Source organism: Streptomyces sp. KPB2 (assembly GCF_003950055.1).
GTDB classification, from domain to species: domain Bacteria; phylum Actinomycetota; class Actinomycetes; order Streptomycetales; family Streptomycetaceae; genus Streptomyces; species Streptomyces salinarius.
In genome coordinates, this window is record NZ_CP034353.1 from 3,464,121 (window position 1) to 3,488,326 (window position 24,206).

Annotated in this window: 25 protein-coding genes and 3 tRNA genes; 8 read left to right on the top strand and 20 right to left on the bottom strand. The window is 71.9% G+C overall.

Annotation, left to right across the window (positions count from 1 at the left end):
• The first annotated feature begins 68 nt into the window (after positions 1 to 68).
• Positions 69 to 1,040 carry a class I SAM-dependent methyltransferase gene (locus D1J63_RS15185; protein WP_241235569.1) on the top strand — a complete coding sequence of 324 codons (972 nt, stop codon included), beginning with the start codon at positions 69 to 71 and terminating at the stop codon, positions 1,038 to 1,040.
• Between the two features lie 135 nt (positions 1,041 to 1,175).
• On the opposite strand, the gene D1J63_RS15190 is transcribed toward D1J63_RS15185, so the two are convergent.
• From D1J63_RS15190 to D1J63_RS15210, 5 genes are all read right to left on the bottom strand, one after another.
• Positions 1,176 to 1,601 (bottom strand): MaoC family dehydratase, encoded by a 426-nt coding sequence (locus D1J63_RS15190; protein WP_125629273.1) that lies wholly within the window; start codon positions 1,599 to 1,601, stop codon positions 1,176 to 1,178.
• A gap of 7 nt (positions 1,602 to 1,608) precedes the next feature.
• Positions 1,609 to 2,061, bottom strand: coding sequence for a MaoC family dehydratase N-terminal domain-containing protein (locus D1J63_RS15195; RefSeq protein WP_115743674.1), 453 nt, complete (start codon positions 2,059 to 2,061; stop codon positions 1,609 to 1,611).
• A gap of 107 nt (positions 2,062 to 2,168) precedes the next feature.
• Entirely contained in the window at positions 2,169 to 2,333 is a 165-nt protein-coding gene (rpmG, locus tag D1J63_RS15200; RefSeq protein WP_003948671.1) for a 50S ribosomal protein L33, read from the bottom strand.
• Between the two features lie 89 nt (positions 2,334 to 2,422).
• Positions 2,423 to 2,495 (bottom strand) — tRNA-Met (locus D1J63_RS15205).
• 46 nt (positions 2,496 to 2,541) lie between these two features.
• Positions 2,542 to 2,614 (bottom strand) — tRNA-Thr (locus tag D1J63_RS15210).
• A gap of 223 nt (positions 2,615 to 2,837) precedes the next feature.
• Here D1J63_RS15210 and D1J63_RS15215 point away from each other — a divergent pair.
• A complete protein-coding gene (locus D1J63_RS15215; protein WP_125629274.1) occupies positions 2,838 to 4,184 on the top strand; it encodes an amidohydrolase family protein in 1,347 nt (448 codons plus the stop codon).
• Positions 4,185 to 4,279: 95 nt separating this feature from the next.
• On the top strand, positions 4,280 to 4,936 hold the full coding sequence (locus D1J63_RS15220) for an SDR family oxidoreductase (RefSeq protein WP_125629275.1): 657 nt from the start codon (positions 4,280 to 4,282) through the stop codon (positions 4,934 to 4,936).
• A gap of 46 nt (positions 4,937 to 4,982) precedes the next feature.
• Here D1J63_RS15220 and D1J63_RS37170 read toward each other — a convergent pair whose 3' ends face one another.
• Both D1J63_RS37170 and D1J63_RS15230 read right to left on the bottom strand, forming a co-directional pair.
• Positions 4,983 to 5,201, bottom strand: coding sequence for a hypothetical protein (locus tag D1J63_RS37170; RefSeq protein ID WP_102930259.1), 219 nt, complete (start codon positions 5,199 to 5,201; stop codon positions 4,983 to 4,985).
• A 127-nt stretch (positions 5,202 to 5,328) separates the two neighbouring features.
• Positions 5,329 to 5,410 (bottom strand) — tRNA-Tyr (locus tag D1J63_RS15230).
• A 235-nt stretch (positions 5,411 to 5,645) separates the two neighbouring features.
• Here D1J63_RS15230 and D1J63_RS15235 point away from each other — a divergent pair.
• Positions 5,646 to 6,134 (top strand): YajQ family cyclic di-GMP-binding protein, encoded by a 489-nt coding sequence (locus D1J63_RS15235; protein WP_102930249.1) that lies wholly within the window; start codon positions 5,646 to 5,648, stop codon positions 6,132 to 6,134.
• Positions 6,135 to 6,205: 71 nt separating this feature from the next.
• Here D1J63_RS15235 and D1J63_RS15240 read toward each other — a convergent pair whose 3' ends face one another.
• The gene (locus D1J63_RS15240; RefSeq protein WP_030145422.1) at positions 6,206 to 6,472 is read right to left on the bottom strand and encodes a GlsB/YeaQ/YmgE family stress response membrane protein; all 267 of its coding nucleotides are present in this window, start codon (positions 6,470 to 6,472) and stop codon (positions 6,206 to 6,208) included.
• A gap of 139 nt (positions 6,473 to 6,611) precedes the next feature.
• Here D1J63_RS15240 and D1J63_RS15245 point away from each other — a divergent pair, with 139 nt between their 5' ends.
• The gene (locus tag D1J63_RS15245) at positions 6,612 to 7,856 is read left to right on the top strand and encodes an amino acid permease (protein ID WP_125629276.1); all 1,245 of its coding nucleotides are present in this window, start codon (positions 6,612 to 6,614) and stop codon (positions 7,854 to 7,856) included.
• 216 nt (positions 7,857 to 8,072) lie between these two features.
• Here D1J63_RS15245 and D1J63_RS15250 read toward each other — a convergent pair whose 3' ends face one another.
• From D1J63_RS15250 to D1J63_RS15305, 12 genes are all read right to left on the bottom strand, one after another.
• Positions 8,073 to 8,489 (bottom strand): YccF domain-containing protein, encoded by a 417-nt coding sequence (locus D1J63_RS15250; protein WP_125629277.1) that lies wholly within the window; start codon positions 8,487 to 8,489, stop codon positions 8,073 to 8,075.
• Positions 8,486 to 9,349: a zinc metalloprotease HtpX gene (gene htpX / locus D1J63_RS15255; RefSeq protein WP_102930252.1), complete on the bottom strand. Its 864-nt coding sequence runs from the start codon at positions 9,347 to 9,349 to the stop codon at positions 8,486 to 8,488. Before htpX ends, D1J63_RS15250 begins: the two co-directional genes overlap by 4 nt.
• A gap of 262 nt (positions 9,350 to 9,611) precedes the next feature.
• The gene (locus D1J63_RS15260; RefSeq protein WP_125629278.1) at positions 9,612 to 11,165 is read right to left on the bottom strand and encodes an NADH-quinone oxidoreductase subunit N; all 1,554 of its coding nucleotides are present in this window, start codon (positions 11,163 to 11,165) and stop codon (positions 9,612 to 9,614) included.
• The gene (locus D1J63_RS15265) at positions 11,162 to 12,766 is read right to left on the bottom strand and encodes an NADH-quinone oxidoreductase subunit M (protein ID WP_125629279.1); all 1,605 of its coding nucleotides are present in this window, start codon (positions 12,764 to 12,766) and stop codon (positions 11,162 to 11,164) included. Before D1J63_RS15265 ends, D1J63_RS15260 begins: the two co-directional genes overlap by 4 nt.
• Positions 12,767 to 12,772: 6 nt before the next feature.
• The gene (locus D1J63_RS15270; RefSeq protein WP_125629280.1) at positions 12,773 to 14,767 is read right to left on the bottom strand and encodes an NADH-quinone oxidoreductase subunit L; all 1,995 of its coding nucleotides are present in this window, start codon (positions 14,765 to 14,767) and stop codon (positions 12,773 to 12,775) included.
• Positions 14,764 to 15,156, bottom strand: coding sequence for an NADH-quinone oxidoreductase subunit NuoK (nuoK, locus tag D1J63_RS15275; protein ID WP_102930256.1), 393 nt, complete (start codon positions 15,154 to 15,156; stop codon positions 14,764 to 14,766). The genes D1J63_RS15270 and nuoK overlap by 4 nt, the downstream gene beginning before the upstream one ends.
• A complete protein-coding gene (locus D1J63_RS15280; protein ID WP_125629281.1) occupies positions 15,156 to 15,815 on the bottom strand; it encodes an NADH-quinone oxidoreductase subunit J in 660 nt (219 codons plus the stop codon). The genes nuoK and D1J63_RS15280 overlap by 1 nt, the downstream gene beginning before the upstream one ends.
• Complete coding sequence (locus D1J63_RS15285; protein WP_125629282.1) at positions 15,812 to 16,375, bottom strand: NADH-quinone oxidoreductase subunit I; 564 nt, start codon at positions 16,373 to 16,375, stop codon at positions 15,812 to 15,814. The genes D1J63_RS15280 and D1J63_RS15285 overlap by 4 nt, the downstream gene beginning before the upstream one ends.
• Complete coding sequence (locus D1J63_RS15290; RefSeq protein WP_061443103.1) at positions 16,375 to 17,343, bottom strand: complex I subunit 1 family protein; 969 nt, start codon at positions 17,341 to 17,343, stop codon at positions 16,375 to 16,377. Before D1J63_RS15290 ends, D1J63_RS15285 begins: the two co-directional genes overlap by 1 nt.
• The gene (locus D1J63_RS15295) at positions 17,340 to 18,833 is read right to left on the bottom strand and encodes an NADH-quinone oxidoreductase subunit C (protein ID WP_125629283.1); all 1,494 of its coding nucleotides are present in this window, start codon (positions 18,831 to 18,833) and stop codon (positions 17,340 to 17,342) included. The genes D1J63_RS15290 and D1J63_RS15295 overlap by 4 nt, the downstream gene beginning before the upstream one ends.
• Entirely contained in the window at positions 18,830 to 19,471 is a 642-nt protein-coding gene (locus tag D1J63_RS15300) for an NADH-quinone oxidoreductase subunit B (RefSeq protein ID WP_164713184.1), read from the bottom strand. Before D1J63_RS15300 ends, D1J63_RS15295 begins: the two co-directional genes overlap by 4 nt.
• On the bottom strand, positions 19,468 to 19,908 hold the full coding sequence (locus D1J63_RS15305; RefSeq protein ID WP_125629284.1) for an NADH-quinone oxidoreductase subunit A: 441 nt from the start codon (positions 19,906 to 19,908) through the stop codon (positions 19,468 to 19,470). Before D1J63_RS15305 ends, D1J63_RS15300 begins: the two co-directional genes overlap by 4 nt.
• 237 nt (positions 19,909 to 20,145) lie before the next feature.
• Here D1J63_RS15305 and D1J63_RS15310 point away from each other — a divergent pair, with 237 nt between their 5' ends.
• The 3 genes from D1J63_RS15310 to D1J63_RS15320 all read left to right on the top strand — a co-directional run bounded on the left by D1J63_RS15310 (position 20,146) and on the right by D1J63_RS15320 (position 24,003).
• On the top strand, positions 20,146 to 21,372 hold the full coding sequence (locus tag D1J63_RS15310) for a sensor histidine kinase (RefSeq protein ID WP_125629285.1): 1,227 nt from the start codon (positions 20,146 to 20,148) through the stop codon (positions 21,370 to 21,372).
• Positions 21,373 to 21,485: 113 nt separating this feature from the next.
• Positions 21,486 to 22,853: a sensor histidine kinase gene (locus D1J63_RS15315; protein ID WP_125629286.1), complete on the top strand. Its 1,368-nt coding sequence runs from the start codon at positions 21,486 to 21,488 to the stop codon at positions 22,851 to 22,853.
• Between the two features lie 490 nt (positions 22,854 to 23,343).
• Positions 23,344 to 24,003 (top strand): response regulator transcription factor, encoded by a 660-nt coding sequence (locus D1J63_RS15320; protein WP_276209026.1) that lies wholly within the window; start codon positions 23,344 to 23,346, stop codon positions 24,001 to 24,003.
• Positions 24,004 to 24,206: the final 203 nt, after the last annotated feature.

The window sequence follows — 24,206 nt, forward strand, 5'->3', positions numbered from 1 at the left end:
TGGCACTCTCATCGCTTGCCCGCCCACCACGCATTGGCGAGTGGGCGCTTGCCCACTAAAGTGAACGCATGCCCACTCTATCCTCGCCCGAGCCGCCGGACCCGTCCGAGCCGACCGAGCCGACCGAGCCGACCGAGCCGCTGGAGCTTCCGGGGCGCCCGGGGCTTCCGGGGCTTCCGGAGCAGTGCGAGCCCGTGCCACAGCAGTCGCAACCGGCCCCGCAACCGCAGCCCGTGCCACCGCATCGGGCCCGGCACACGGCCGAGTCCTTCGGCACGGACGCGCGACGCTACGACCGGGCCCGGCCGCGCTACCCCGACGACCTGGTGGCGCGGGTCGTCGCCGGGAGCCCGGGCCCCGATGTCCCGGACGTCCTCGACGTCCTCGATGTCGGCTGCGGCACGGGCATAGCGGCCCGTCAGTTCACAGCCGCCGGTTGCTCCGTGCTCGGTGTCGAGCCGGACGCGCGGATGGCCGAGTTCGCGCGGGCCCGCGGCCTGCCGGTCGAGGTGGCGACCTTCGAGTCCTGGGAGCCCGCCGGCCGAACCTTCGACGCCGTGATCGCCGCTCAGTCGTGGCACTGGGTGGACCCGGTCGCCGGCGCCGAAAAGGCGGCCCGGGTGCTGCGCCCGCACGGGCGCCTGGCCGTCTTCGGGCACGTCTTCGAGCCGCCGGCCGAGGTGGCCGAGCCGTTCGCGGCCGCCTACCGCCGGGCGGCGCCGGACTCGCCGTTCAGCGGTCAGCCGGCGCGTCGTCCGCTGGAGACGTACCAGGCGGGGTACGCGAAGATCGCCGACCGGATCCGCGAGACCGGGCGGTTCGGGGACCCGGAGCAGTGGCGATTCGACTGGCAGCGGTCCTACACCCGCGAGGAGTGGCTGGAGCTGCTCCCCACCACCGGAGGTCTCACCCGGTTGCGTCCCGAGCAGCTGGCCGCGGTACTGGGCGCGGTCGGCCACGCCATCGACGCCCTGGGCGGCCGCTTCACGATGCGCTACACGACGCTGGCGACCACGGCGGTGCGCACCGGCGCCGACTGACCCGGATCCGCCCGCCCGGGCCGGCCGCACCGCGTGCGGGACCGGCCCGAGACAGGACCCGACAGGTCGAGGACCGGCCCGAGACAGGACCCGACAGGTCGAGGACCGGCCCGAGACAGGACCCGACGGTGCCCGTCAGGCCAGTCGGACGACCGCCCGGGACATGCCGAGGACCTTCTGGCCGGCGCTGGTGGCCGTGAGGTCGACACGGACGGTGTTGCCGTCGAGCTTGGCCGCCACCTTGCCGCTGACCTCGATCGCCGCACCCCGGTCGTCGTTCGGGACGACGACGGGCCTGGTGAAGCGGACGCCGTACTCCACGACCGAGCCCGGGTCGCCGGTCCAGTCGGTGACCACGCGAATCGCCTCGGCCATGGTGAACATGCCGTGCGCGATGACGTCCGGCAGGCCCACCTCCTTGGCGAACTTCTCGTTCCAGTGGATCGGGTTGAAGTCGCCGGAGGCGCCCGCGTACCGGACGAGCGTGGCGCGGTCCACGGGGAAGCTCTGCGCGGGCAGTTCGGTGCCGACCTCGACGTCGCTGTACGCGATCTTCGTCATGCGGTGCTCACGCCTCCTCGGCCGCGCGGGCCACGAGCTTGGTCCAGGCGGTCACGACGTGCTCGCCGGCCTCGTCGTGGACCTCGCCGCGGATGTCCAGGATGTCGTTGCCGGCCATCGACTTGATCGCCTCGATGGTCGAGGTGACGGTGAGCCGGTCACCGGCCCGCACCGGGCGGGCGTAGGCGAACTTCTGGTCGCCGTGCACCACCCGGCTGTAGTCCAGCCCGAGCTGCGGGTCCTCGATGACCTGACCGGCCGCCTTGAACGTGATGGAGAACACGAAGGTCGGCGGAGCGATCACGTCCGGATGACCGAGCGCCTTCGCGGCCTCCGCGTCGGTGTACGCCGGATTGGCGTCGCCCACCGCCTCCGCGAACTCGCGGATCTTCTCCCGGCCCACCTCATAAGGCGCGGTCGGCGGATAGCTCCGCCCCACGAACGACTGGTCGAGCGCCATGTGCTCGCTACCTCCTGCTGCTGCTCTTCTTCTGTGACAACGACAACGGTGACAACGACACGAGGCCGCCCCCAGGTTTCGGGGACGGCCTCGTGTACGAGCCTGATTTATCGCGTCTCGCGGTGCGCGGTGTGCGCGTTGCAACGCGGGCAGTGCTTCTTCATCTCCAGTCGGTCCGGGTTGTTACGCCGGTTCTTCTTGGTGATGTAGTTCCGCTCCTTGCACTCCACGCAGGCCAGCGTGATCTTCGGGCGGACGTCGGTGGCAGCCACGTGAGTGCTCCTTGACGAACGGATTGATGTTATTAACGCAGGAAAGAGTAGCCGATTGAAGGACCGACCCCGCAATCGGCTACTGAGAGTAGCGGTGACCGGACTTGAACCGGTGACACAGCGATTATGAGCCGCTTGCTCTACCGACTGAGCTACACCGCTGTGATGCGATCGGGCCCCGCCTTGCGACGGGAACCTCTCACACCAGAGCCCCAAAACGGAATCGAACCGTTGACCTTCTCCTTACCATGGAGACGCTCTGCCGACTGAGCTATTGGGGCGAGCGATGAAGACATTACACGGTCGCCCGCCGTTCGCCCAAATCCGTTTCGCCGACCCTGCCCCGACCCGTCCGGACCGCTGCGGGGCGGCCCCGACCGCGCGGACGGCACCGGTACGACTATTGCGCTCCTCCGCGCCACGGGCTGACCACCGTCCTAGGCTCGACTCACTCTGCGTGATCTTGCGTCCCCCACTGCGCAGCCCCGAGCCCAGAGGAGCGCGATGCCCGACAGCCAGCCGCAGCCGCCCCACTCGCCCTCCCCCTCGGACTCCGCCGGCCCCGGCTCCCTCCTGCTCACCGGCGCCCGGCTCGCCGACGGCCGGACCGTGGACGTACGGCTCCACGGCGGGCGCATCGAGGCCGTCGGCACGGCCGGCAGCCTGACCCCACGCCGCGCTCCCAGCCCCGGCCCCGGCCCCGGCCCCGGTGGAAACGTGGATCTGGGCGGATACCTGCTCCTCCCCGCCCCCGCCGATCCGCACGTCCACGCCGACACGGCCCTCACGGCCGACGCCGCGGGCCCCGTCTCCTACGACCCCGAGGACGTCCAGCGCCGGGTCACCGAGGCCGCCCTGCTCCAGCTGGGGCACGGTGCCACCGCGTTCCGGGCGCACGTACGGGTGGGCGACGTCGCGGGACTGGGCGCGCTGACCGCCGTACTGCGGACCCGCCGCTCGCTGCGCGGGCTCGCCGACCTGACCGCGGTGGCGATGCCGAGGGTGCTGACCGGGGTGGCCGGTGCCGAGGGACTGGCGATCCTGCGGGACGCGGTCAAGATGGGCGCGGACGTGGTGGGCGGGTGTCCGGACCTGGACCCCGATCCGACAGGGTACGTGGAGGCCGTCCTGGAGGTCGCCGCCGAGCACGGCTGCCCGGTCGACCTGCACACGGACGCCGCCGACCCGGCACGGCTGGCCCGCCTCGCCGCCATGGCGGGCGGGCTGCGTCCCGGGGTGGCCGTCGGTCCCTGCGACGGGCTGGGCCGGCTCCCCGCCGAGGTGGTCTCCCGGGCCGCGGACGGGCTCGCGGCGGCCGGAGTGACGGTGGTCTGCCTGCCGCAGGGCGCCTGCGGGGCGTCGGACCGCCCCGACGGCACGGCTCCGGTACGGCTGCTGCGGGCGGCCGGGGTGCGCGTCACGGCGGGGAGCGGTGCGCTGCGGGACGTGTCCAACCCGGTGGGGCGGGGCGACCCCCTGGAGGCCGCCTACCTGCTGGCCTCGCGTCACGGGCTGCGCCCGGAGGAGGCGTACGACGCGGTGAGCGCGGCGGCACGGGCGGCTCTCGGGCTGCCCGAGGTACGGGTGGAGGCGGGCTTCCCGGCCGAACTCGTCGCCGTACGCGGAGACCGCCTGGCGGGCGCGCTGTCGCTGGCCTACAGCCGGGTCGTGGTGCACCGGGGGCGCGTGGTGGCGCGGACCAGCGCGGTACGGGAGTACGGCGACGCGACCGCCTCGACCGACCTGGGGCTGCCCCGGCAGGGGCGTGGCGGACGCGGACGGCGTGACGGGCAGGGCGGGCCGGTGGGACCCGGCGGGGACGGGCAGGGCGGGCCCGGGGACATGACCTGAAGGCTGACGCCCGGGCAGGGCGCCGGGGCGAAGTCGTGGGGCGGGGGCGGCTGTCGGGGCGGCGGGGGCGGTCGTCGGGGCGTACGGTCGAAGACATGCGCATTGTCATCGCTGGTGGTCATGGTCAGATCGCGCTGCGGCTGGAGCGGTTGCTCGCCGCGCGCGGTGACGAGGTGGCGGGCATCGTCCGCAAGGCCGAGCAGGCCGACGATCTGCGTGCGGCGGGCGCCGAACCGGTCGTGCTGGACCTGGAGTCGGCCTCGGTCGACGAGGTGGCGGAGCGGCTGCGGGGCGCGGATGCGGCGGTCTTCGCGGCAGGGGCGGGCCCGGGGAGCGGGGCGGCCCGCAAGGACACGGTGGACAAGGCGGCCGCGGTCCTCTTCGCGGACGCGGCGGTCCGGGCGGGCGTACGGCGTTTCGTCGTCGTGTCGTCCATGGGCGCCGACCCCCGGCACCAGGGGGACGAGATCTTCGACGTCTACCTGCGCGCCAAGGGCGAGGCCGACGCGTACGTCCGTTCCCTGGACGCCCTGGACTGGACGATCCTGCGCCCCGGTGCCCTGACGGACGACGCGGGCACGGGCCTCGTACGCCTGGAGGCGCACACCGGCCGCGGTCCCGTACCGCGCGACGACGTCGCCGCCGTCCTCGCGGAACTGATCGACACCCCGGCCACCAACGGCCTGACCCTGGAGCTGATCAGCGGTTCGACGCCCGTGTCGGTGGCGGTGAAGTCGGTGGCCGGGAACTGAGGGCGGCGACTCGGGCTCGGTGTCCCGGGGGCCTTTGAACGAGCGGTCAGAAAAGGGGCAGCTGCCCGGGGAAGTCGGGGACGACGTACCCGTCCAAGGACGGCTGCACCGCGCCCAGTTGCGCCGACCGGCGCGAACCGGGACAGGACACGAGCTCGCCACTCCCCCGTGCGCCGGGCGGGTCGTGGCGCGCGTACCGCCCCGCGACCACGGCGATCTCGCGACGGCACTCGGGGCAGGTTCTGCGACGGGAGGACGAGGCCATGACCCCAGTCTGCCCGCCGGGCGCAGGCCCCGGAGCCGCCCCACGGGCCACCCTTCCGGATCCGCTCATGACGAAGGGCCCCGTGACCTGCTATTCGGACAGGTCACGGGGCCCTTTCGTTCCCGTGTGGCGGCGCCAGGATTCGAACCTGGGAAGGCTGAGCCGGCAGATTTACAGTCTGCTCCCTTTGGCCGCTCGGGCACACCGCCGGGGTTCGCTGCCCGTCGAACCGCTTTGGGGCGGTGCTCCGTGGCAACGACGTAAACAATACCCGATGCGGAGGGGTGCTTCGCCACCCGATTGATCGCCGCTCGGACCGCGGCGGGTGGCTAGGCTTGTCCGGATGCGGCCGAGGACCCAGCCGGGCCCGGTGGCCGCCCACGTATGCCGGTACGGACCCGATACGCGGCCCGACACGCACCCAGATACAAGGAGCCACAGGACATGGCCGACTCCAGTTTCGACATCGTCTCGAAGGTCGAGCGGCAGGAGGTCGACAACGCCCTCAACCAGGCCGCCAAGGAGATCTCGCAGCGCTACGACTTCAAGGGCGTGGGCGCCTCGATCTCGTGGTCCGGGGAGAAGATCCTCATGGAGGCCAACTCCGAGGACCGGGTGAACGCAATCCTCGACGTCTTCCAGTCCAAGCTGATCAAGCGCGGCATCTCGCTGAAGGCTCTGGACGCGGGCGAGCCCCAGCTCTCCGGCAAGGAGTACAAGATCTTCGCGTCGATCCAGGAGGGCATCTCCCAGGACAACGCGAAGAAGGTGGCCAAGCTCATCCGCGACGAGGGCCCCAAGGGCGTGAAGGCCCAGGTCCAGGGCGAGGAGCTGCGGGTCTCCTCGAAGAGCCGGGACGACCTGCAGACGGTGATCGCCCTCCTCAAGGGCCAGGACTTCGACTTCGCGCTGCAGTTCGTGAACTACCGGTGATGTGCTGAGCCGGCGACGCGAAGGGTGGGCGCCCAGGGGTGCCCACCCTTTCTCGTCCGGTCCGCGCGTGTTCAGTCGCGCGAGTTGCCGAACAGGAGCCGGTAGGCGACCAGGAGCACCAGCGAACCGCCGATCGCCGCGGCCCAGGTCGCGCCGTCGTAGAAGTCCTTGCTGATCGGGTGGTCCAGCCAGCGGGCCGATATCCAGCCGCCGATGAAGGCGCCGGCGATACCGATGAGCGTGGTGCCGATGAGCCCGCCGGGGTCGCGGCCCGGCAGCAGGAACTTGGCGATGGCTCCGGCCAACAGTCCGAGGATGATCCAGCTGATGACGGTCATGCCGTGACCCTGCCCTTTCTCGCTGTGCCCACACTGTGCCAGTGGTGCGGGCCAGTTCCTCCGCGGTGTTCATGTCGTCTTGGTGGAGAGGACGTTCCGGCCGCGCCGGGTGGTTGCGCCGATCAGTAGGGTGCGACCCATGACACCTGCGGGTTCGGGGTTGCGTCGCACCCTTGGTCTGGGCGACGCCGTCGTCGTGGGACTCGGTTCCATGATCGGCGCCGGGATCTTCGCCGCCCTGGCGCCGGCGGCGCGCGCGGCCGGCTCGGGGCTGCTCCTCGCCCTCGCGGTGGCAGCGGTGGTCGCCTACTGCAACGCCGTGTCGTCGGCCAGGCTGGCCGTCCGGTATCCGGCCTCGGGTGGCACGTACGTCTACGGACGTGAGCGGCTCGGGGAGTTCTGGGGGTTCCTCGCGGGCTGGGCGTTCATCGTCGGCAAGACGGCCTCCTGTGCTGCCATGGCGCTCACCGTGGGCGTGTACGTCTGGCCGGAGCAGTCGCACGTGGTGGCGGTCGCGGCGGTGGTGGCGCTGACCGCGGTGAACTACGGCGGAATTCAGAAGTCCGCCTGGCTGACGCGGGTGATCGTGGCGGTGGTCCTCGCTGTCCTCGCTTCCGTGGTGGTGGTGTGCCTGGGGTCGGGGCGGGCCGACGCCGGGCGGCTGGACATCGGTCTGTCGGGCGGCACCGGCGGGGTGTTGCAGGCAGCCGGGCTGCTGTTCTTCGCGTTCGCGGGGTATGCGCGCATCGCGACCCTCGGTGAGGAGGTGCGGGACCCGCGGCGCACCATCGCGCGGGCGATCCCGCTGGCGCTGGGCCTCACGCTGGCCGTGTACGGGTGTGTCGCGGTGGCCGTCCTTTCCGTGCTGGGCCCCGTCGGTCTGGGGCAGGCGACGGCGCCCCTGGCCGACGCGGTACGGGCGGCCGGCCTGCCGGGGCTGGCACCGGTCGTGCGGGTGGGCGCCGCCGTGGCCGCGCTGGGTTCACTGCTGGCGCTGATCCTGGGCGTATCACGGACGACGCTGGCCATGGCCCGGGACGGTCACCTGCCCCGGGCACTGGCGGCGGTGCATCCGCGGTTCCAGGTACCGCACCGGGCGGAGCTGGCGGTGGGCGCGGTGGTCGCGGTCGTGGCGGCCACGGTGGACGTGCGGGGGGCGATCGGCTTCTCCTCCTTCGGTGTGCTGGCGTACTACGCCGTGGCCAACGCTTCGGCCTGGACGTTGGACTCTTCGAGGATGTCCCGGGTCGTACCCGCGCTGGGTCTGACCGGCTGTGCGGTGCTCGCCTTCTCGCTGCCGGCCGTCTCGGTCGTCGTGGGCGTGGGTGTCCTGGCGGTGGGCGTGGTGACGTACGGCGTGCGGGGGCAGCAGGTGTCGCGGTAGGTCGCTGTGGGCAAGCGTCTCCCCGGCAGTGATCGGGGGCCTCGGTCTCTGCACGTGTTCCGCGCCTTGACGGCCATCCGGTCCGGCGACTGTTCGGTCTCGGTCATGCATGCATGATGCAGGCCTTCACGGACATCGGGGCGGGCCTGTGGACAACCCGGAAGCTGTGGACAACCAAGGCGGCAAAGGCCGTTATCAGCCGGTCCGCCGTGTCGTTTACCAGCCGCTCCGCTGTGTCGTTCCGGCCGCCGTGAAGGGCTGGTCCGTGCGCACGATTTCGCGTCCCATCGGGAGCAGCGAGACGGGGATCAGCTTGAAGTTGGCGATGCCGAGCGGGATGCCGATGATCGTGACGCACAGCGCGATGCCGGTGGCAATGTGGCCGAGCGCCAGCCACCAGCCCGCGAGGACGAGCCACAGCACGTTTCCGATGCAGGAGGGTGCCCCGGCGTCGCGGCGCTCGACCGCCGTGTACCCGAAGGGCCACAGGGCGTAGACACCGATGCGGAAGGCCGCGATGCCGAACGGGATTCCGATGACCGTGATGCAGAGCAGCGCGCCCGCGAGCAGGTAGCCGAGGAACAGCCAGAAGCCGCTGAGCACGAGCCAAATGACGTTGAGGATGGTCTTCACTGCTGACGACCTGCCATCTTTTCGAGTCGGGCGATTCGCTCCGCCATCGGCGGGTGGGTGGAGAACATCTTCGAGAGCCCCTGCCCCGGCCGGAAGGGGTTGGCGATCATCATGTGGCTGGCGGTCTCGAGCCGGGGCTCCGGGGGGAGCGGGAGCTGTTTGGTGCCCAGTTCCAGTTTGCGCAGGGCGCCGGCCAGGGCGAGGGGGTCGCCGGTCAGCTGGGCGCCGGAAGCGTCGGCCTCGTACTCCCGCGACCGGCTGATCGCCAGTTGGATGACGGTGGCGGCGAGGGGTCCGAGCAGCATGATGAGGAGCATGCCCAGCAGACCGGGGCCGTCGTCGTCGTTGGACCGGCCCACGGGGATCAGCCAGGCGAAGTTGACCAGGAACATGATCACGGAGGCGAGGGCACCGGCGACGGAGGAGATCAGGATGTCCCGGTTGTAGACATGGCTGAGTTCGTGTCCGATGACGCCGCGCAGCTCGCGCTCGTCGAGCAGGCGCATGATGCCGTCGGTGCAGCACACGGCCGCGTTGCGCGGGTTGCGGCCGGTCGCGAAGGCGTTCGGTGCCTCCGTCGGTGAGATGTACAGACGGGGCATCGGCTGGCGGGCCTGGGTGGAGAGCTCGCGGACCATGCGGTAGAGCGCCGGAGCCTCGAACTCGCTGACCGGGCGGGCGCGCATCGCACGCAGGGCGAGTTTGTCGCTGTTCCAGTACGCGTACGCGTTGGTGCCCAGGGCGACGAGGACGGCGACGACGAGCCCCGCTCGGCCGAAGAAGCTGCCGATGACGATGATGAGCGCGGACAGTCCCCCGAGGAGTACTGCGGTCCTGAGCCCGTTGTGCCGGCGGTGCACGGTACGCCCTCCAAGTCGTGCAGCAGGGGAACCCTTTGCTTGCTGGTCTCGCTCGCTGTTGTTGCTTCCCGGTCTCCGGATGCCACCGGTGCCGTGGGTGACACGTCCAGTGGACCCTTCCGTACTGGTCAACGCCAGGCGAGGGCCACCAGTTCCCCGGCGCCCGGCGCGGCGCGTGTGAGCCGTACGGGTGACCGCCGTGGCGGGCGGCACGCACGCGTGGAGGGCGAGGGCCGCACGCGCGCGTGCCCGGCGGCCGCGTTCAGAAGAGCCCGGTGTCGGCGAAACGCAGGATCAGCTGGGGTGCGCCGGAGAGGGCTACGGCGAGGACGGCGGTCACGGTGATCGCGGCCGTGAGGGGGGCCGGGACCCGGTGGCCGGCGGTCGCCTCCTTGGGCGCCCGGAACAGCAGTGCCGTCCATTGGAGGTAGTAGAAGAGCGCGATCACGACGTTGACGGCCATGACGACGGCCAGCCAGCCGAGTCCGGCGTCGACGGCAGCGGAGAACACCGTCACCTTGGCGAAGAGGCCGATGATGCCGGGCGGCAGTCCGGCCAGGCAGAGCAGGAAGAAGGCCAGGAGCAGGGCGGTGAGGGGGTTGGAGACGTACAGGCCGCGGTAGTCCGCGACGCGGTTGAGGGCTCTCGTGCGGCCCACGAGCGCGGCCACCGCGAAGGCGCCGAGGTTCACCGCGGCGTACATGAGCGCGTAGGCGACGGTGGAGCCGATCGAGCGTTCCGGGTCGTCGGAGTACGCGGCGGCGGCGATCGGCACCAGGAGGTAGCCGGCCTGGCCGACGGACGACCAGGCGAGCAGCCGGACCGCGCTGTACGCGCGCGTGGCCTGCTGGCGGAGGGCGCCGACGTTGCCGACGGTCATGGTGAGCGCGGCCAGCGCCGCGAGGGCGGGGCCCCAGACGTCGGCGTAGGACGGCAGGGCGACGACGGTCACGAGGATGAGGCCGGAGAAGCCGACCGCCTTGCCGATCACGGACAGGTAGGCCGCGATCGGCAGCGGTGCGCCGACGTAGGTGTCGGGCACCCAGAAGTGGAAGGGGACGGCGGCCGTCTTGAAGGCGAAGCCGACGAGGGTGAGGACGACGCCGGTCTGGGCGAGGGTGGTGAACTGCCCGTCGACGTGCTGGATGCGGTCGGCCACCTGGGTGAGGTAGAGGGTGCCGGTGGTGGCGTACACGAAGCTGATGCCCATGAGGCTGACCGCGGTCGCGGTGACCGAGGACAGGAAGAACTTCAGGGCCGCTTCGGAGGACCTGCGGTCGCCCTGGCGGAGGCCGACCAGGGCGAAGGCGGGCAGGGAGGCGACCTCCAGGGCGACGACGAGGGTCGCGAGGTCGCGGGAGGCGGGCAGGAGGGCGGCGCCGGCCGCGGAGGAGAGCAGCAGGAACCAGAACTCGCCCTCGGGCAGCCCCCGGTCGGCGTCCTTCACCGCGGTGACCGACAGGAGGGCGGTGAGCAGGGCGCCGCCGAGGACCAGGAACTGGATGGCGAGGGTGAAGGTGTCCGCGGTGTAGCTGCAGACGCCGGGTTCGCCGTTCTGGCAGAACGTCGAGCGGTCGTCGTTCACCAGGGGCAGCAGCATGAGGGCGGAGGCGGCCAGTCCGGCGACCGAGATCCAGCCGAGCAGGCTCTTGCGGGCGTCCTTGACGAACAGGTCGGCGACGAGGACGACGAGGCCCACGACCGCCGTGATGGTGGGCGGTGCGACGGCGAGCCAGTCGACGGACTGGACGAGGTTCTGGGCCAGTGGCTGCTGTGCGAGGGCCGCCTCGGCGAGGGGCTGGGCCGGGGAGCTCATCGGGTGCCTCCTGAGAGGAGCTGCTGCACGGCCGGGTCGGTCAGCCCGAGGAGGGTCCTGGGCCACAGTCCGGCGACGACGGTGAGGACGACGAGCGGGGTCCAGGCGGCGAACTCGTACGTGCGCACGTCGGGGAGTCGCGGCTGCGGGGCGTCCTGCGGTACGGCGCCCATGCAGACGCGGCGCACCACGATCAGCATGTACGCGGCGGTCAGCAGGGTGCCGAAGGCGGCGATGGCCATGAAGGTGAGGAAGGCGGGACGGCTCAGGTTCCGGGCCGGGTCGAAGGCGCCGAACAGCGCGAGCATCTCGCCCCAGAAACCGGCCAGGCCGGGCAGGCCCAGCGAGGCGACCGCGGCGAAGGCGAGCAGGCCGCCGAGGCGCGGCGCCTTGCCGTACAGGGCGTGGCCGGACCCCTCGGCGAGGGCGTCGAGGTCGGTGGTTCCGGTGCGGTCCTTGAGCGCGCCGACCACGAAGAAGAGCAGGCCGGTGATCAGGCCGTGGGCGATGTTGGCGAACAGGGCACCGTTCACGCCGGTCGGGGTCATGGTCGCGACGCCGAGCAGGACGAAGCCCATGTGGCCGACGGAGGAGTAGGCGATGAGCCGCTTGAGGTCGCCCTTCGCACCTCTCCTGGCGAGGGCCAGGCAGGCCAGGGAGCCGTAGATGATGCCGACCACGGCGAAGGCCGCGAGGTAGGGCGCGAAGGTCCGGAAGCCGTCCGGCGCGATCGGGAGCAGGATCCGGACGAACCCGTATGTGCCCATCTTCAGCAGGACGCCGGCCAGCAGGACCGAGCCGACGGTCGGCGCGGCGGTGTGGGCGTCGGGCAGCCAGCTGTGCAGCGGCCACATCGGGGCTTTGACCGCGAGCCCGATCCCGATCGCCAGAACGGCGATGACCTGCACGGACGCGGTCAGTGACCGGCCGTTGTCAGTGGCGAGTGCCACCATGTCGAATGTGCCCGCCGTGATTCCGATCAGGAGCAGGCCGAGCAGCATGACGACGGAGCCGAGGAACGTGAAGAGGATGAATTTCCAGGCGGCCGCGGCCCGTCCCTCGCCGCCCCAGCGGGCGATGAGGAAGTACATCGGGATGAGGACCATCTCGAAGGCGAGGAAGAACAGGATCAGGTCGAGGACGGCGAAGGTCGCGAGGGTGCCGGACTCGAGGACGAGCAGCAGCGCGACGAACGCCTTCGGGCTCGGGCCCGAAGCCCGCGGCGTCAGCCGCTCGTGCCGCTGCTTGAAGTACGAGTAGAGCGCGCAGAGGAAGGTCAGCAGCGCGGTCAGGACCAGTAGGGGGAGGGAGATGCCGTCGATGCCGAGGTGGATGCGCACGTGGAGTGCGGGGATCCAGCTGATGTCGGTGCTGGCCTGCATCTTCGACGGATGGTCGTGGTCGAAGCCGAGCACGAGGACGACCGCGGCGAGGAGGACGGCACCGGTGACGGTGACACCGTGCCGGAGCACGGCCTGCTCGGGCGACTTCCCCTTCAGTCCGGGCGGGGCCGGCAGGAGGGCGGCGACGGCACCGAGGAGCGGGCCGACGACGAGGAACGCGAGAAGGACCCGCATCACGGACTCGTTGATATCGATCACGCCTGCTCACGCTCCCGTGGCGACGAGGACGGCGGCGACCGCGAGGACGACGGTGCCGGCGAGCAGCGCGCTCACATAGGTCTGCACATTGCCGGTCTGGGCACGTCGTACGGCGGCCCCGAGCAAGCGGGGCAGGGCGCCCGCCGCGCGTACGTAGGTGTCGACGACCTCGCGGTCGAGGAACCGGACGAGACTCGCTCCGGCCCGGACCGGGCGGACGAAGAGGGCCGTGTACACCGCGTCCAGGTGGAAGCCGGCCGCCGCGTGCCGGTGCACCGGGCCCAGCAGGAGCCGTCCCGGGTCGGACGGGTCCGGTGCCGAGGCGACGTCGCCGTAGGCGGGCCGGTGGCTGGCGATGGCCTCGGCCTCCACCAGGCCGGCGTCGCCCTCGGGGTGGGCCGCGACCGCGCCCAGCGGGGTGCGGGCCGCGAGCGCCGTGGTGTGCCGCCAGGCGGCGTAGGTGACGATGCCGCCCACCAGTGCCACTCCCGTGCCGAGCACGGAGGTGGTCAGGGTCGGGGTGAGCGCGTGGTCGTCGAACCAGTCGGGCAGGAGGCGGAAGGTGAGCCCACCCAGTGCGAGGGAGGGGATGGCGAGCGCCCAGAGCACGGCGTTCATGGCCGGCGGCTGCCTGCCGTGGTCGGGGGCCTCTGCGCCCCGGCCGCGGAAGGCCAGCAGCCACATGCGGGTCGCGTACGCGGCGGTCAGCAGGGCCGTGATCAGACCGGCGACGAGGACGGTCCAGCCCGCGGCGCCGGGCGCGTGCCCGGTGTGGCCGGTGGCCACGTGCTCCGCGGCACCGAGGACGGACTCCTTGGAGAAGAAGCCGCTGAAGGGCGGGATCGCGGCGAGCGCGAGCAGGGCCACGGTCATCGTCCAGTAGGCGTCCGGGACACGGTCGCGCAGGCCCCGCATGCGGGACATGGCGGCCAGCGAGTTGGTGCCGGCGGCGTGGATGATCACGCCCGCGGCGAGGAAGAGGAGCGCCTTGAAGGCGCCGTGGGACAGGAGGTGGAACACGGCGGCACCCCGGTCGCCCGTGGCGAGGGCGCCGGTCATGTACCCGAGCTGTCCGATCGTCGAGTAGGCCAGGACACGTTTGATGTCGTCCTGGGCGAGGGCGGCGAGTGCGGAGCCGACCATCGTGACGGCGGCCATGACGGCGAGGACGACCATCGCGGCCCGCGAGGCCTCGAAGAGCGGAAGGAGCCGGGCGACGAAGTACACGCCGGCGGCGACCATCGTCGCGGCGTGGATCAGCGCCGAGACGGGCGTCGGGCCGGCCATCGCGTCGGGAAGCCAGGTGTGCAGCGGGAACTGCGCCGACTTGCCCGCCACACCGGCCAGGAGGAGCAGCGCGATCAGTGTCGGGTGGTCGAGCGATCCGCTCGCCACCGCGCCGAGGATCTTGGTGATGCGGAAGGAGCCGGCCTCGGTGGCCAGCGCCAGCAGGCCGATCAGGAAGGGGACGTCGCCGAGCTTGGTGACCAGGAAGGCCTTGAGGGAGGCGGCGCGCGCCTCCGGGGTCTCCCAGTAGTGGCCGACCAGGAAGTAGGAGCAGATGCCCATGACTTCCCAGCCGACCAGCAGCACCATCAGGTCGCCGGAGTAGACGACGAGGAACATGGCGGAGGTGAACAGGGAGACGAGAGCGGCGTACGAGGCGTAGCGCGGGTCGTCGCGCAGGTAGCCCGTGGAGTAGATCTGCACGCAGGTGGCGACGGTGCCGACGAGTACGGCGACGAGGGCGGCGAAGCCGTCGATGTGCAGGGCGAGTTCGACGGGGACCGAACCGGTCGGTGTCAGCTCCGTGACGGCGTCGATCGCCCCGCCGCCGCCCTGGCGGGCCACGACGAGTACGGCGAGGACGAGGGCCGCCAGCGTCGGCAGGACCGCGAGGGGACGGACGAACCCGGGCGCCGTCCGGCCCAGCAGAAGACCGGCGGCTGCCCCGAGGAAGGGAAGGAGGGGGACGAGTACGGCGAGGGTGGTCGTGGTCACGCGGTGGCCTCAGCCTTCTCGGCGGCCGTCCCGGTCGCGGGGGTGTCGGTGTCGGGGCCGTCCGGCTCGTGGCCCTCGGCGGTGTCGCGGAGCTTGTCGATGTCCGAGGTGCCGCGGTTGCGGTGGACGGCGAGGACGATCGCCAGGCCGATGCCGATCTCGGCGGCAGCGATGGCGATCGTGAACAGGGTCAGGGCCTGGCCGGAGTGCAGGGTCTCCTCCGCGGCCTTGCTGAGCCAGACGTCGAAGGCGACGAGGTTGAGGTTGACGGCGTTGAGCATCAGCTCGACCGACATCAGGACCAGGATCGCGTTGCGGCGCGCGAGGACACCGTAGAGGCCCGTGCAGAAGAGGAGGACCGAGAGGACGGCGGGATAGGCGAGGTGCATCAGCGGGCACCGCCCGTCTGGGAAGTGCCGGAGCGGGAGGCGCCGGACGGGGACGGGGAGGCATCGGACGGGGAGGCGTCGGACGGGGAGGCCCCGTCCCGGGACGTTTCCCCGGCGCGGGCCGACTTGGCCTTGCGGGACAGGACGATGGCGCCGACCAGGGCGGCGAGGAGGAGGACGGAGAGTGCCTCGAAGGGGAGGACCCAGTTCTGGAAGAGGCTCGCTCCGGTGACGGCAGTGGAGCCGGCGGCCGGCCCGTCCAGGTCGATCCAGGTGGTGCGGAAGGCGTCTGCGACGACCCACACCAGGGCCGCCGCGGAGGCCACGGCCACGGTGAGGGCGGCCCAGCGGTTGGCGGAGTCGGCGTCCGGGGACCGGCCGATGGGCGCCCTGGTCAGCATCAGCCCGAACAGGATGAGGACGACCACGGCACCGACGTAGATGAGGACCTGGACCCAGGCGATGAACTCGGCGGTGAGCAACAGGTATTCGACGGCCAGGCCGCCGAGGGCCACCACGAGCCAGAGCGCCGCGTGGACGAGCTGACGGGTGGTCACGGTGATGACGGCGGCGCCGAAGGTGACCAGACCGACGAGGAGGAAAGCGATCTCGACACCGGTCGGGGAGAGGAATCCGTGCGATGCGGCGGCAAGGGTCATGTCCGGTCCTCCTCGCCGGGCCCGTCCGTCTCCTGCTGCCGCGCGGCCAGCTTGTCGGCGGCCTTGCGGGCGGCGGCGAGTTCCTTGGGCTCCTCCGCTCCGGGGTCGAGGGCGGGCGGGGCCGGCACGGTCCACATCCACTCGCGCAGCTTGTCGCGCTCGTGGGTGAGGTCGCGGATGTCGGTCTCGGCGTACTCGAACTCCGGGGACCAGAACAGGGCGTCGAAAGGACAGACCTCGATGCAGATACCGCAGTACATGCACAGGGCGAAGTCGATGGCGAAGCGGTCGAGGACGTTGCGGCTGCGGTCGCGTCCGCCGGGAGTGGCCGCCGGGACCGTCTCCTTGTGGGAGTCGATGTAGATGCACCAGTCGGGACACTCGCGGGCGCACAGCATGCAGACCGTGCAGTTCTCCTCGAACAGGCCGATCACGCCGCGGGTGCGGGGCGGCAGGTCCGGCTGGGCGTCCGGGTACTGCTGGGTGACGGTCTTCTTCGTCATCGTGCGCAGGGTGACGGCCAGGCCCTTGGCCAGGCCGCTGCCGGGGACGGGGGCCATTACGCGATCACCACCTTGACGATGCCGGTGAGGGCGATCTGGGCGAGGGACAGGGGGACGAGGAGGGTCCAGGACAGCTTCTGGAGCTGGTCCTCGCGCAGGCGCGGGTAGGTCACGCGCAGCCAGATCACGACGAAGGCGAGGACGGCCGCCTTCAGCAGGGTCCAGACCCAGCCGAGGCCGTCGGCTCCCCAGGGTCCGTGCCAGCCGCCCAGGAAGAGGACGGTGGTCAGACCGCACAGGACGACGATCCCGGCGTACTCGGCGAGGAGGAACAGGGCGAAGCGCAGACCGGTGTACTCGGTGTAGGCACCGAAGATGATCTCCGAGTCGGCCACCGGCATGTCGAACGGGGGCCGCTGCAGTTCGGCCAGCCCGGCGACGAAGAAGACGACCGCGCCGACGATCTGCCAGGGCAGCCACCACCACTCGAAGGCGTCGAGGATGCCGACGAGGGAGACCGTGCCGGCCGCCATGGCGACGGAGGCCGCGGTCAGCAGCATCGGGAGTTCGTAGGCGAGGAGCTGGGCGGCGGTCCGCAGGCCGCCGAGGAGGGAGAACTTGTTGGCGGAGGACCAGCCGGCCATGAGCGAGCCGAGGACGCCCACGCCCATGACGGCCAGGACGAAGAAGACTCCCGCGTCGACGACCTGACCGACCGCGCCCTCTCCGGGCCCGACGGGGATGGCCAGGAGGACCAGGAGATACGGCAGCAGGGCCACGGCCGGGGCGAGCTGGAAGATGCGGCGGTCCGCGTCGGCGGGGACCACGTCCTCCTTCTGCGCGAACTTCACGCCGTCCGCGACGAGTTGGGCCCAGCCGTGGAAGCCACCCGCGTACATCGGGCCCAGGCGGCCCTGCATGTGCGCCATGACCTTGTGCTCGGTCTGGCCGACGATCAGGGGGAACGCGAGGAAGACGACGAAGACGACCAGGAGGCGCAGGGTGACGTCGAGCGCGTCGTTCACTGCGGGCCTCCTGGAGGGTTCGGTGGGGTGTGGGGAACGTCGGACTCACCGGCGGTGCCCGACGCTCCGGAAGCGTCCGGACCTGCGGATGTGCCCGGGCCTGCGGATGTGCCCGGCTCCTCGGTGGCGTCCGAGTCTCCGGGGGCGTCCGACTCTTCGGCGGGGTCGGGCCCTTCGGAGGTGGCCGGCTCTCGGGAGGATGCCTGCTCTCCGGGGGTGTCCGGCTCGTTGGGGGTCTCTGTCCCGTCGGGAGTGTCCGGCGGCTGCTGGGAAGCTTCCGGCTCCCCCTCCGCCGCCGCCTCCGCAGGCTCGTCGAACGCCGGGCGGGCGTGGTGCCACGGGGCGTCCGGACTGCGCGGTGTCGAGGGCGCCGGCTTGCGAGCCGGTTCCTCGGTGGGCGAGGCCTCCCGCTGGCTCGCCGAACCCTGCGACGCGCTCCGGGCACGCCGGGGGCGGACGTTCCCGGCGACGTCCTGCTGCTCGGCCACGGTGTCGGCGGGGGGCCCGGCCGTGGGTCCGCCCATCGAACCGTCCGTCGGCCTGCCCATCGAACCGTCCGACGGACTGCCCGTCGAGTTGCCCGTCGGGCTGTCCGTCGCGTTCCCCGTCGGGCTGTCCGTCGCGCCGCCGGTCGGGGCGGCCGCTCGCTGGGACGCGGAGCCCTGGCTCGCGCTGCGCGACCGCCGGGGCGCCGGTGCGGCCGTCGGCTCGCCCGCCGGGGAGGACTGGCTGACCGAGCCCTCGGCCGCCGTACGGGAGCGGCGCGGTGCGGCCGGGGTCTCGGCGCCGGGCGTCTGCTGACCGACGGAGCCCTCGGCGGCCGTACGGGTACGGCGGGCCGGACGTTCGCCCGCCGCGCGGGCCGGGCGCTCCCCCGCCGCCCTCCCCGCGCCTCGTGCCGGGCGGGCCGGGGCGGGCGGCAGCTGGCCCTTCAGCGGGCCCCACTCGTTGGGGTCGGGGACACCCGGCGGCAGCATCTGGCGCCGGCGGGGACCACCGTGGTCGGACTCGCCGGGCTCCTTGGCCCCGGGCCAGGCCTTGGCGACGCGTGCGGCGAGGACGAAGTCCTTGCGCAGCGGGTGGCCCTCGAAGCCCTCCGGCAGGAGCAGGTGGTCGAGGGCGGGGTGGTCCTCGAAGGCGACGCCGAACATTTCGTGGGTCTCGCGTTCGTGCCAGGCGGCGCCCGCGTACACCCCCACGGCGGTGGGCAGGACCGGTGCCTCGTGCGGGACGGTCGTACGCAGCAGCAGTCGGCGTACCGGTCCCAGCGCGGCGACGTGTGCCGCGACGCGGAAGCCGACGCCCGGTTCGTCGACCGCGCTCAGCCAGTCGAAGTACGTGCAGCCCAGCCGGTCGCGCGCCGTCTCCAGGGCGGTGATCCAGGAACCGGGCGGCACGTCGACGGTCAGGAGGTCGTACGACTCCTCGGCCGTGGCGTCCGCACCGAAGAGTTCCTCGGCGCCGGCGGGCAGCCAGCCGACAGCGGTCATCGCCCCTCCCCGGTGTCGGAGGCCGAACCCGGCGGTCGTACCAGGCCGCTCCGCAGCGCGGCCGTCGACGGCCGGGGCGAAGCGCCGTACCGCTCCCCCAGGGACTCCCGCGCGATCTTCTCCTGGAGCTTGAGGATCCCCTGGAGCAGCGCCTCGGGGCGCGGTGGGCAGCCGGGAACGTAGACGTCGACGGGGATGATCTGGTCGACGCCCTTCGTCACGGAGTAGGAGTCCCAGTAGGGGCCGCCGCAGTTGGAGCAGGCGCCGAAGGAGATGACGTACTTCGGCTCGGGCATCTGCTCGTAGAGGCGTTTGACGGCGGGCGCCATCTTGTCGGTCACGGTGCCGGAGACGACCATCAGGTCGGCCTGGCGGGGGCCCGGCGCGAACGGGATGACGCCGAGCCGGATGAAGTCGTGCCGGGCCATGGACGCGGCGATGAACTCGATCGCGCAGCAGGCGAGACCGAAGTTGAAGACCCAGAGCGAGTAGCGGCGGCCCCAGTTCAGGACGACCTTCATCGGCTCCGGGGCGAGGCGTGCGAGGGTGCCCAGCCGTTTGGGCTCGGGCAGCGGCACGGGCCCGGGTGCGGTGGCGGGCACCGGTCCGGCGGAGGGTGCGGGAGATGAGGGGTTCACGTCCACGACAGGACGCCCTTCTTGTATGCGTACAACAGGCCCACGGCGAGGAACCCGAGGAAGATGAACATCTCCACGAGGGTCGTGGCGCCATAACCAGGGTCGGCGAAGACCGTCGCCCAGGGGAAGAGGAAGATCGAGTCGACGGCGAAGATGACGTAGAGGAACGCGTAGACGTAGTAGCGGACCTGGGTGTGCGCCCAGCCCTCCCCGACGGGGTCGACGCCGCACTCGTAGGTGAGCAGCTTCTCGGGCGTCGGGACCACGGGTCGCAGCAGGCGCCCGGCGCCGAAGGCGACGGCGACGAAGAGCACCCCGACGACGGCGAGCAGGCCGACGACCGAGTAGGACTGGAAGTAGTCCGCGGCGAGCCCGACGGTCGCATCGGCGGTGGTCACGGCGTCGGCGGTCGCCCCGCCGACGGTCGGTTCCGGCACGTGCGCCCTCGCTCCCTGTCGTGAACGTCGTGAACATCACGACCATCGTGAAACGTCGTGAAGCCGCTGTTCCTCGTGGTGCTGCCGTTCGACGATCTGTACGCACGGGAGTCTAGAGCCTGATAAAGAGACGGTAAGCAGCCCGTCGTACGTTGAGACGGGGGTGGGGTTTTCCTCAGTGCGTCCCGGCGGTCCACCTCATGGCGCCGCGCCCCGCCGCACGGCACGCTGACGTGTATGACCGAACGCCTCTCGACATCGAGCCTCGCCCGGGCCACCGGCGCAGCGGCCGACGACCGCCTTCCGCCGGCCCGTTTCGCCTACGACCGGCACACCTGGAAGGAGATCGCCCACCTGCTGGCGAACTTCCCGGCGGCGCTGCTCGGCTTCGTCTACGTCGTGACGATGCTGTCCGTCGGTGCGGGACTGACGGTCACGGTGATCGGGCTCCCGCTGCTGGCGGCCGGTCTGCTGGGCGCGCGGCAGTTGGGCAAGCTGGAGCGGGCGCGGGCCCGGGCGCTGCTCGGAGTGCGGGTGGACGAACCCAGTCCGCTGCCGTGGCGGGGCAGGCGCGGCTTCTTCGCGCAGTTGTGGTTGTCCTTGAAGGACCCGGTGGGCTGGCGCACGGTCCTGTACGACGTCATCCGGTTTCCCTGGGGCGTTCTCACCTTCGTCACCACGTTGACGTCGTTGTTCGTGCTGTGGCCGGTGCTTCCGTTCATCGCGCGGGCCCTGACCAACGTCGACCGGGCGATGGTGCGCGCTCTGCTGTCGCCGTCCGATGAGCTGGAGCGGCGGATCGCCGAGCTGGAGTCGGACCGGGGGGTCGTGGTCGACACGGCCGCGGCCGACCTGCGGCGCATCGAGCGCGACCTGCACGACGGGGCACAGGCCCGCCTGGTCAACCTTGCCATGGGGCTCGGTCTGGCGAAGGAGAAGCTTCTGGAGGACCCCGACGCGGCGGCGGCCATGGTGGACGAGGCGCACGGGGAGGTGAAGCTGGCCCTGCAGGAGTTGCGGGACCTGGCTCGCGGCATCCATCCCGCGGTCCTGACCGACCGGGGCCTGGACGCGGCGCTCTCCTCGGTCGCCTCCCGCTGCACCGTGCCGGTCAAGGTGACCGTCGACCTGATGGAGCGCCCCGCGGCCGCCATCGAGGGCATCGCCTACTTCACGGTCTCGGAGCTGCTCCAGAACGTCAGCAAGCACAGCGGGGCGAGGTCGGCCTCCGTGGAGGTGTGGCGGTCGTCCGACCGGCTGCTCATACAGGTGGGCGACGACGGCCGCGGTGGTGCGCGCCTCGACGGCGGGACGGGGATGAAGGGCCTCGCCGACCGGCTGTCCGCCGTCGACGGTCTCTTCGTCGTCGACTCGCCGGAAGGCGGTCCGACGACGGTCACGGCCGAGCTGCCGTGGCGCGACCGTACGCAGGCCGACGCGGCCGGCTCCGCGCCCGGGAGGTAGGGAAAACCCCCCTTCCCAGACGCCGACGGGCTGCATTGGCCGGGGCGGTGCGGTCCAGGAGGGTGGAGATAGGACAGCTCAGCCGTAGGGCGACGAGGAGAGGGACGGCACCGATGGCCACGGATTACGGACAGAGTTACGGACTCGGAGACGGGTCCGGCTTCCCCGGGGACGCCGGTGCGCGGCGCCACCGGCTGCCGGTGGGGCTGCGGGCGCCGTTCGAGGCGCGCAGCTGGCGAGAGTTCGGCTACGTCCTGGCGGGTCTGCCGGTGGGCATCCTGCTCTTCACCTATGCGGTCACGATGGTGTCGCTGGGGGCGGGCCTGCTCGTGACGTTCCTGGGCGTGCCGGTGCTGGCGGCGGCGCTCGCCGGGTGCAGGGGCTTCGGGGCGATGGAGCGGGCGCGGGCCCGGGCCCTGCTGGGGCTGCGGGTGTCCGACCCGGAACCGCTGCGGCTGAAGAAGCAGGGCCCGATGGGCTGGATGGGGGCCGTGCTCAAGAGCGGCGTCTCCTGGCGGAGCCTGCTGTACGCGCTGGTGCAGTTCCCGTGGTCGGTGTTCTCGTTCGTCGTCGCCGTGAACTTCTGGGCGATGGGGTGGGCGATGCTGACGTACCCGCTGTGGTTCTGGGTGTTCCCGATGTACGCCGGCCAGGACGGCCTTCAGCTGTACGGCGACGAGACGCACCGGGTCTACCTGGACAACCCGTTCGAGATCACCGTGACGGCGCTGGTCGGGCTGCTGTTCACGCTGGCGACGCCGTGGCTGGTGCGGGCGCTGACGACGGTGGACCGGGTCATAGTGCACGGGCTGCTCGGGCCGTCCCGGCTGGCGTCGCGGGTCGTGGAGCTGGAGTCGGACCGGGGGGTCGTGGTCGACACGGCCGCGGCCGACCTGCGGCGCATCGAGCGCGACCTGCACGACGGGGCACAGGCCCGCCTGGTCAACCTCGCCATGGATCTGGGGCTGGCCAAGGAGAAGCTGAAGGAGGACCCCCGGGCCGCGGCCGTCATGGTGGACGAGGCGCACGGCGAGGTGAAGACGGCGCTCCAGGAGCTGCGCGATCTCGCTCGGGGCATCCACCCCGCGGTGCTGACCGACCGCGGTCTGGACGCGGCGCTGTCGGCGGTCGCCTCGCGCTGCACCGTGCCGGTGCGGGTGGAGGTCGACCTGGAGCAGCGCCCGGCGTCGGCGATCGAGGGCATCGCCTACTTCACGGTCTCGGAACTGCTCCAGAACATCAGCAAGCACGCGCGGGCCACGTCGGCCGCGGTGGAGGTGTGGCGGGTGGAGAACCGGCTGCTGCTCCAGGTCGTGGACAACGGCGTGGGCGGCGCGGACGCGTCCGCGGGCTCCGGGCTGGCCGGTCTGGCGGAACGGCTCGACGCGGTGGACGGAATCCTCGTGGTGGACTCACCGGCCGGAGGGCCGACCCGGATCACGGCGGAGCTGCCGTGGCGAACCGAGCCGACCACCGGCTGAGCCGCCCGAGCCCCGGCCCTGGCCGGGGTTGTCCCCGGCCCCCGCCGGGGCCGGGTCCGGCCCCGGCGGCGCCTACCCGGACCAGCGCCCACCCCGGCTTGGGCGCCCGCGCCGACCCGGGCGCTGGTCGGCGGCCGGGGCCCCGGCGCGGACGCAGTCGTTCGGCCATCGCGTCGCACGGGCCGCGCGCAGGCCACGGCCGCCACCGGACGTCCATACCGCCTCCGGCCGGCCAGTTCCTCTCCCTCCCCCTCCCCTCGGCCCCTCCCCGGCCGTCCCGGCTGGTTCGGTGTGGTCGAGAACCGGCCATCGTGCGGCCGAACCCGGACCGTCGCCCAGGACTTCGCGTTCCCTTTCCGTTGCCTGAAGGCGTCCGGCCTCGGATGCTGGAATGCTGGACCCGTCGCACGGACGGTTCGTGGACGCGGCGCGGGCCGCGCGGACCGTGAGGTGCACGGGCTGTGGGGGGCCGAGGATCGTGGAGGACAGGGTGCGGGTGGTCATCGCCGAGGATTCAGTGCTGCTCCGAGAGGGGCTGACCCGGTTGCTGACCGACCGCGGGCACGACGTCGTGGCCGGTGTCGGCGACGGTGAGGCACTGATCAAGACCATCACCGAGCTGGACGCCCAGGGCGAGCTGCCCGACGTCGTGGTCGCGGACGTGCGGATGCCGCCGACGCACACCGACGAAGGGGTGCGGGCCTCGGTGCGGCTGCGCAAGGCGCATCCCGGTCTCGGCGTGCTGGTGCTGTCGCAGTACGTGGAGGAGCGGTACGCGACGGAGCTGCTGGCCGGTTCCAGCCGGGGCGTCGGCTATCTGCTCAAGGACCGGGTGGCCGAGGTGCGGGAGTTCGTGGACGCGGTCGTGCGCGTGGCGCAGGGCGGTACGGCGCTGGACCCGGAGGTGGTCGCGCAGCTGCTCGGACGCAGCCGCAAGCAGGACGTGCTGGCGGGGCTCACCCCGCGCGAGCGGGAGGTGCTGGGGCTGATGGCCGAGGGCCGGACCAACTCGGCGATCGCCCGGCAGCTCGTCGTGAGCGACGGCGCCGTCGAGAAGCACGTCAGCAACATCTTCATGAAGCTGGGCCTGTCCCCCAGCGACGGTGATCACCGCAGGGTGCTCGCCGTGCTCACGTATCTCAACTCCTGACATCAGCGGCCCACGCCTCGGAAGCACCGGCCCGGCCCGGTCCCTCGACGCTCATCCGGACGCATGAGAAACCGGAGGACGGCAGGGTGCGTCCTCGTCGGTGCCAGGGGCGGGAAGCCTTGGAAACACAGGGCCGTGGGCCGTCTCGAAGTCGTGTCCATCATGCGAATGTCCACCGGAAGTCATGGTGTGCGGACGTAGTG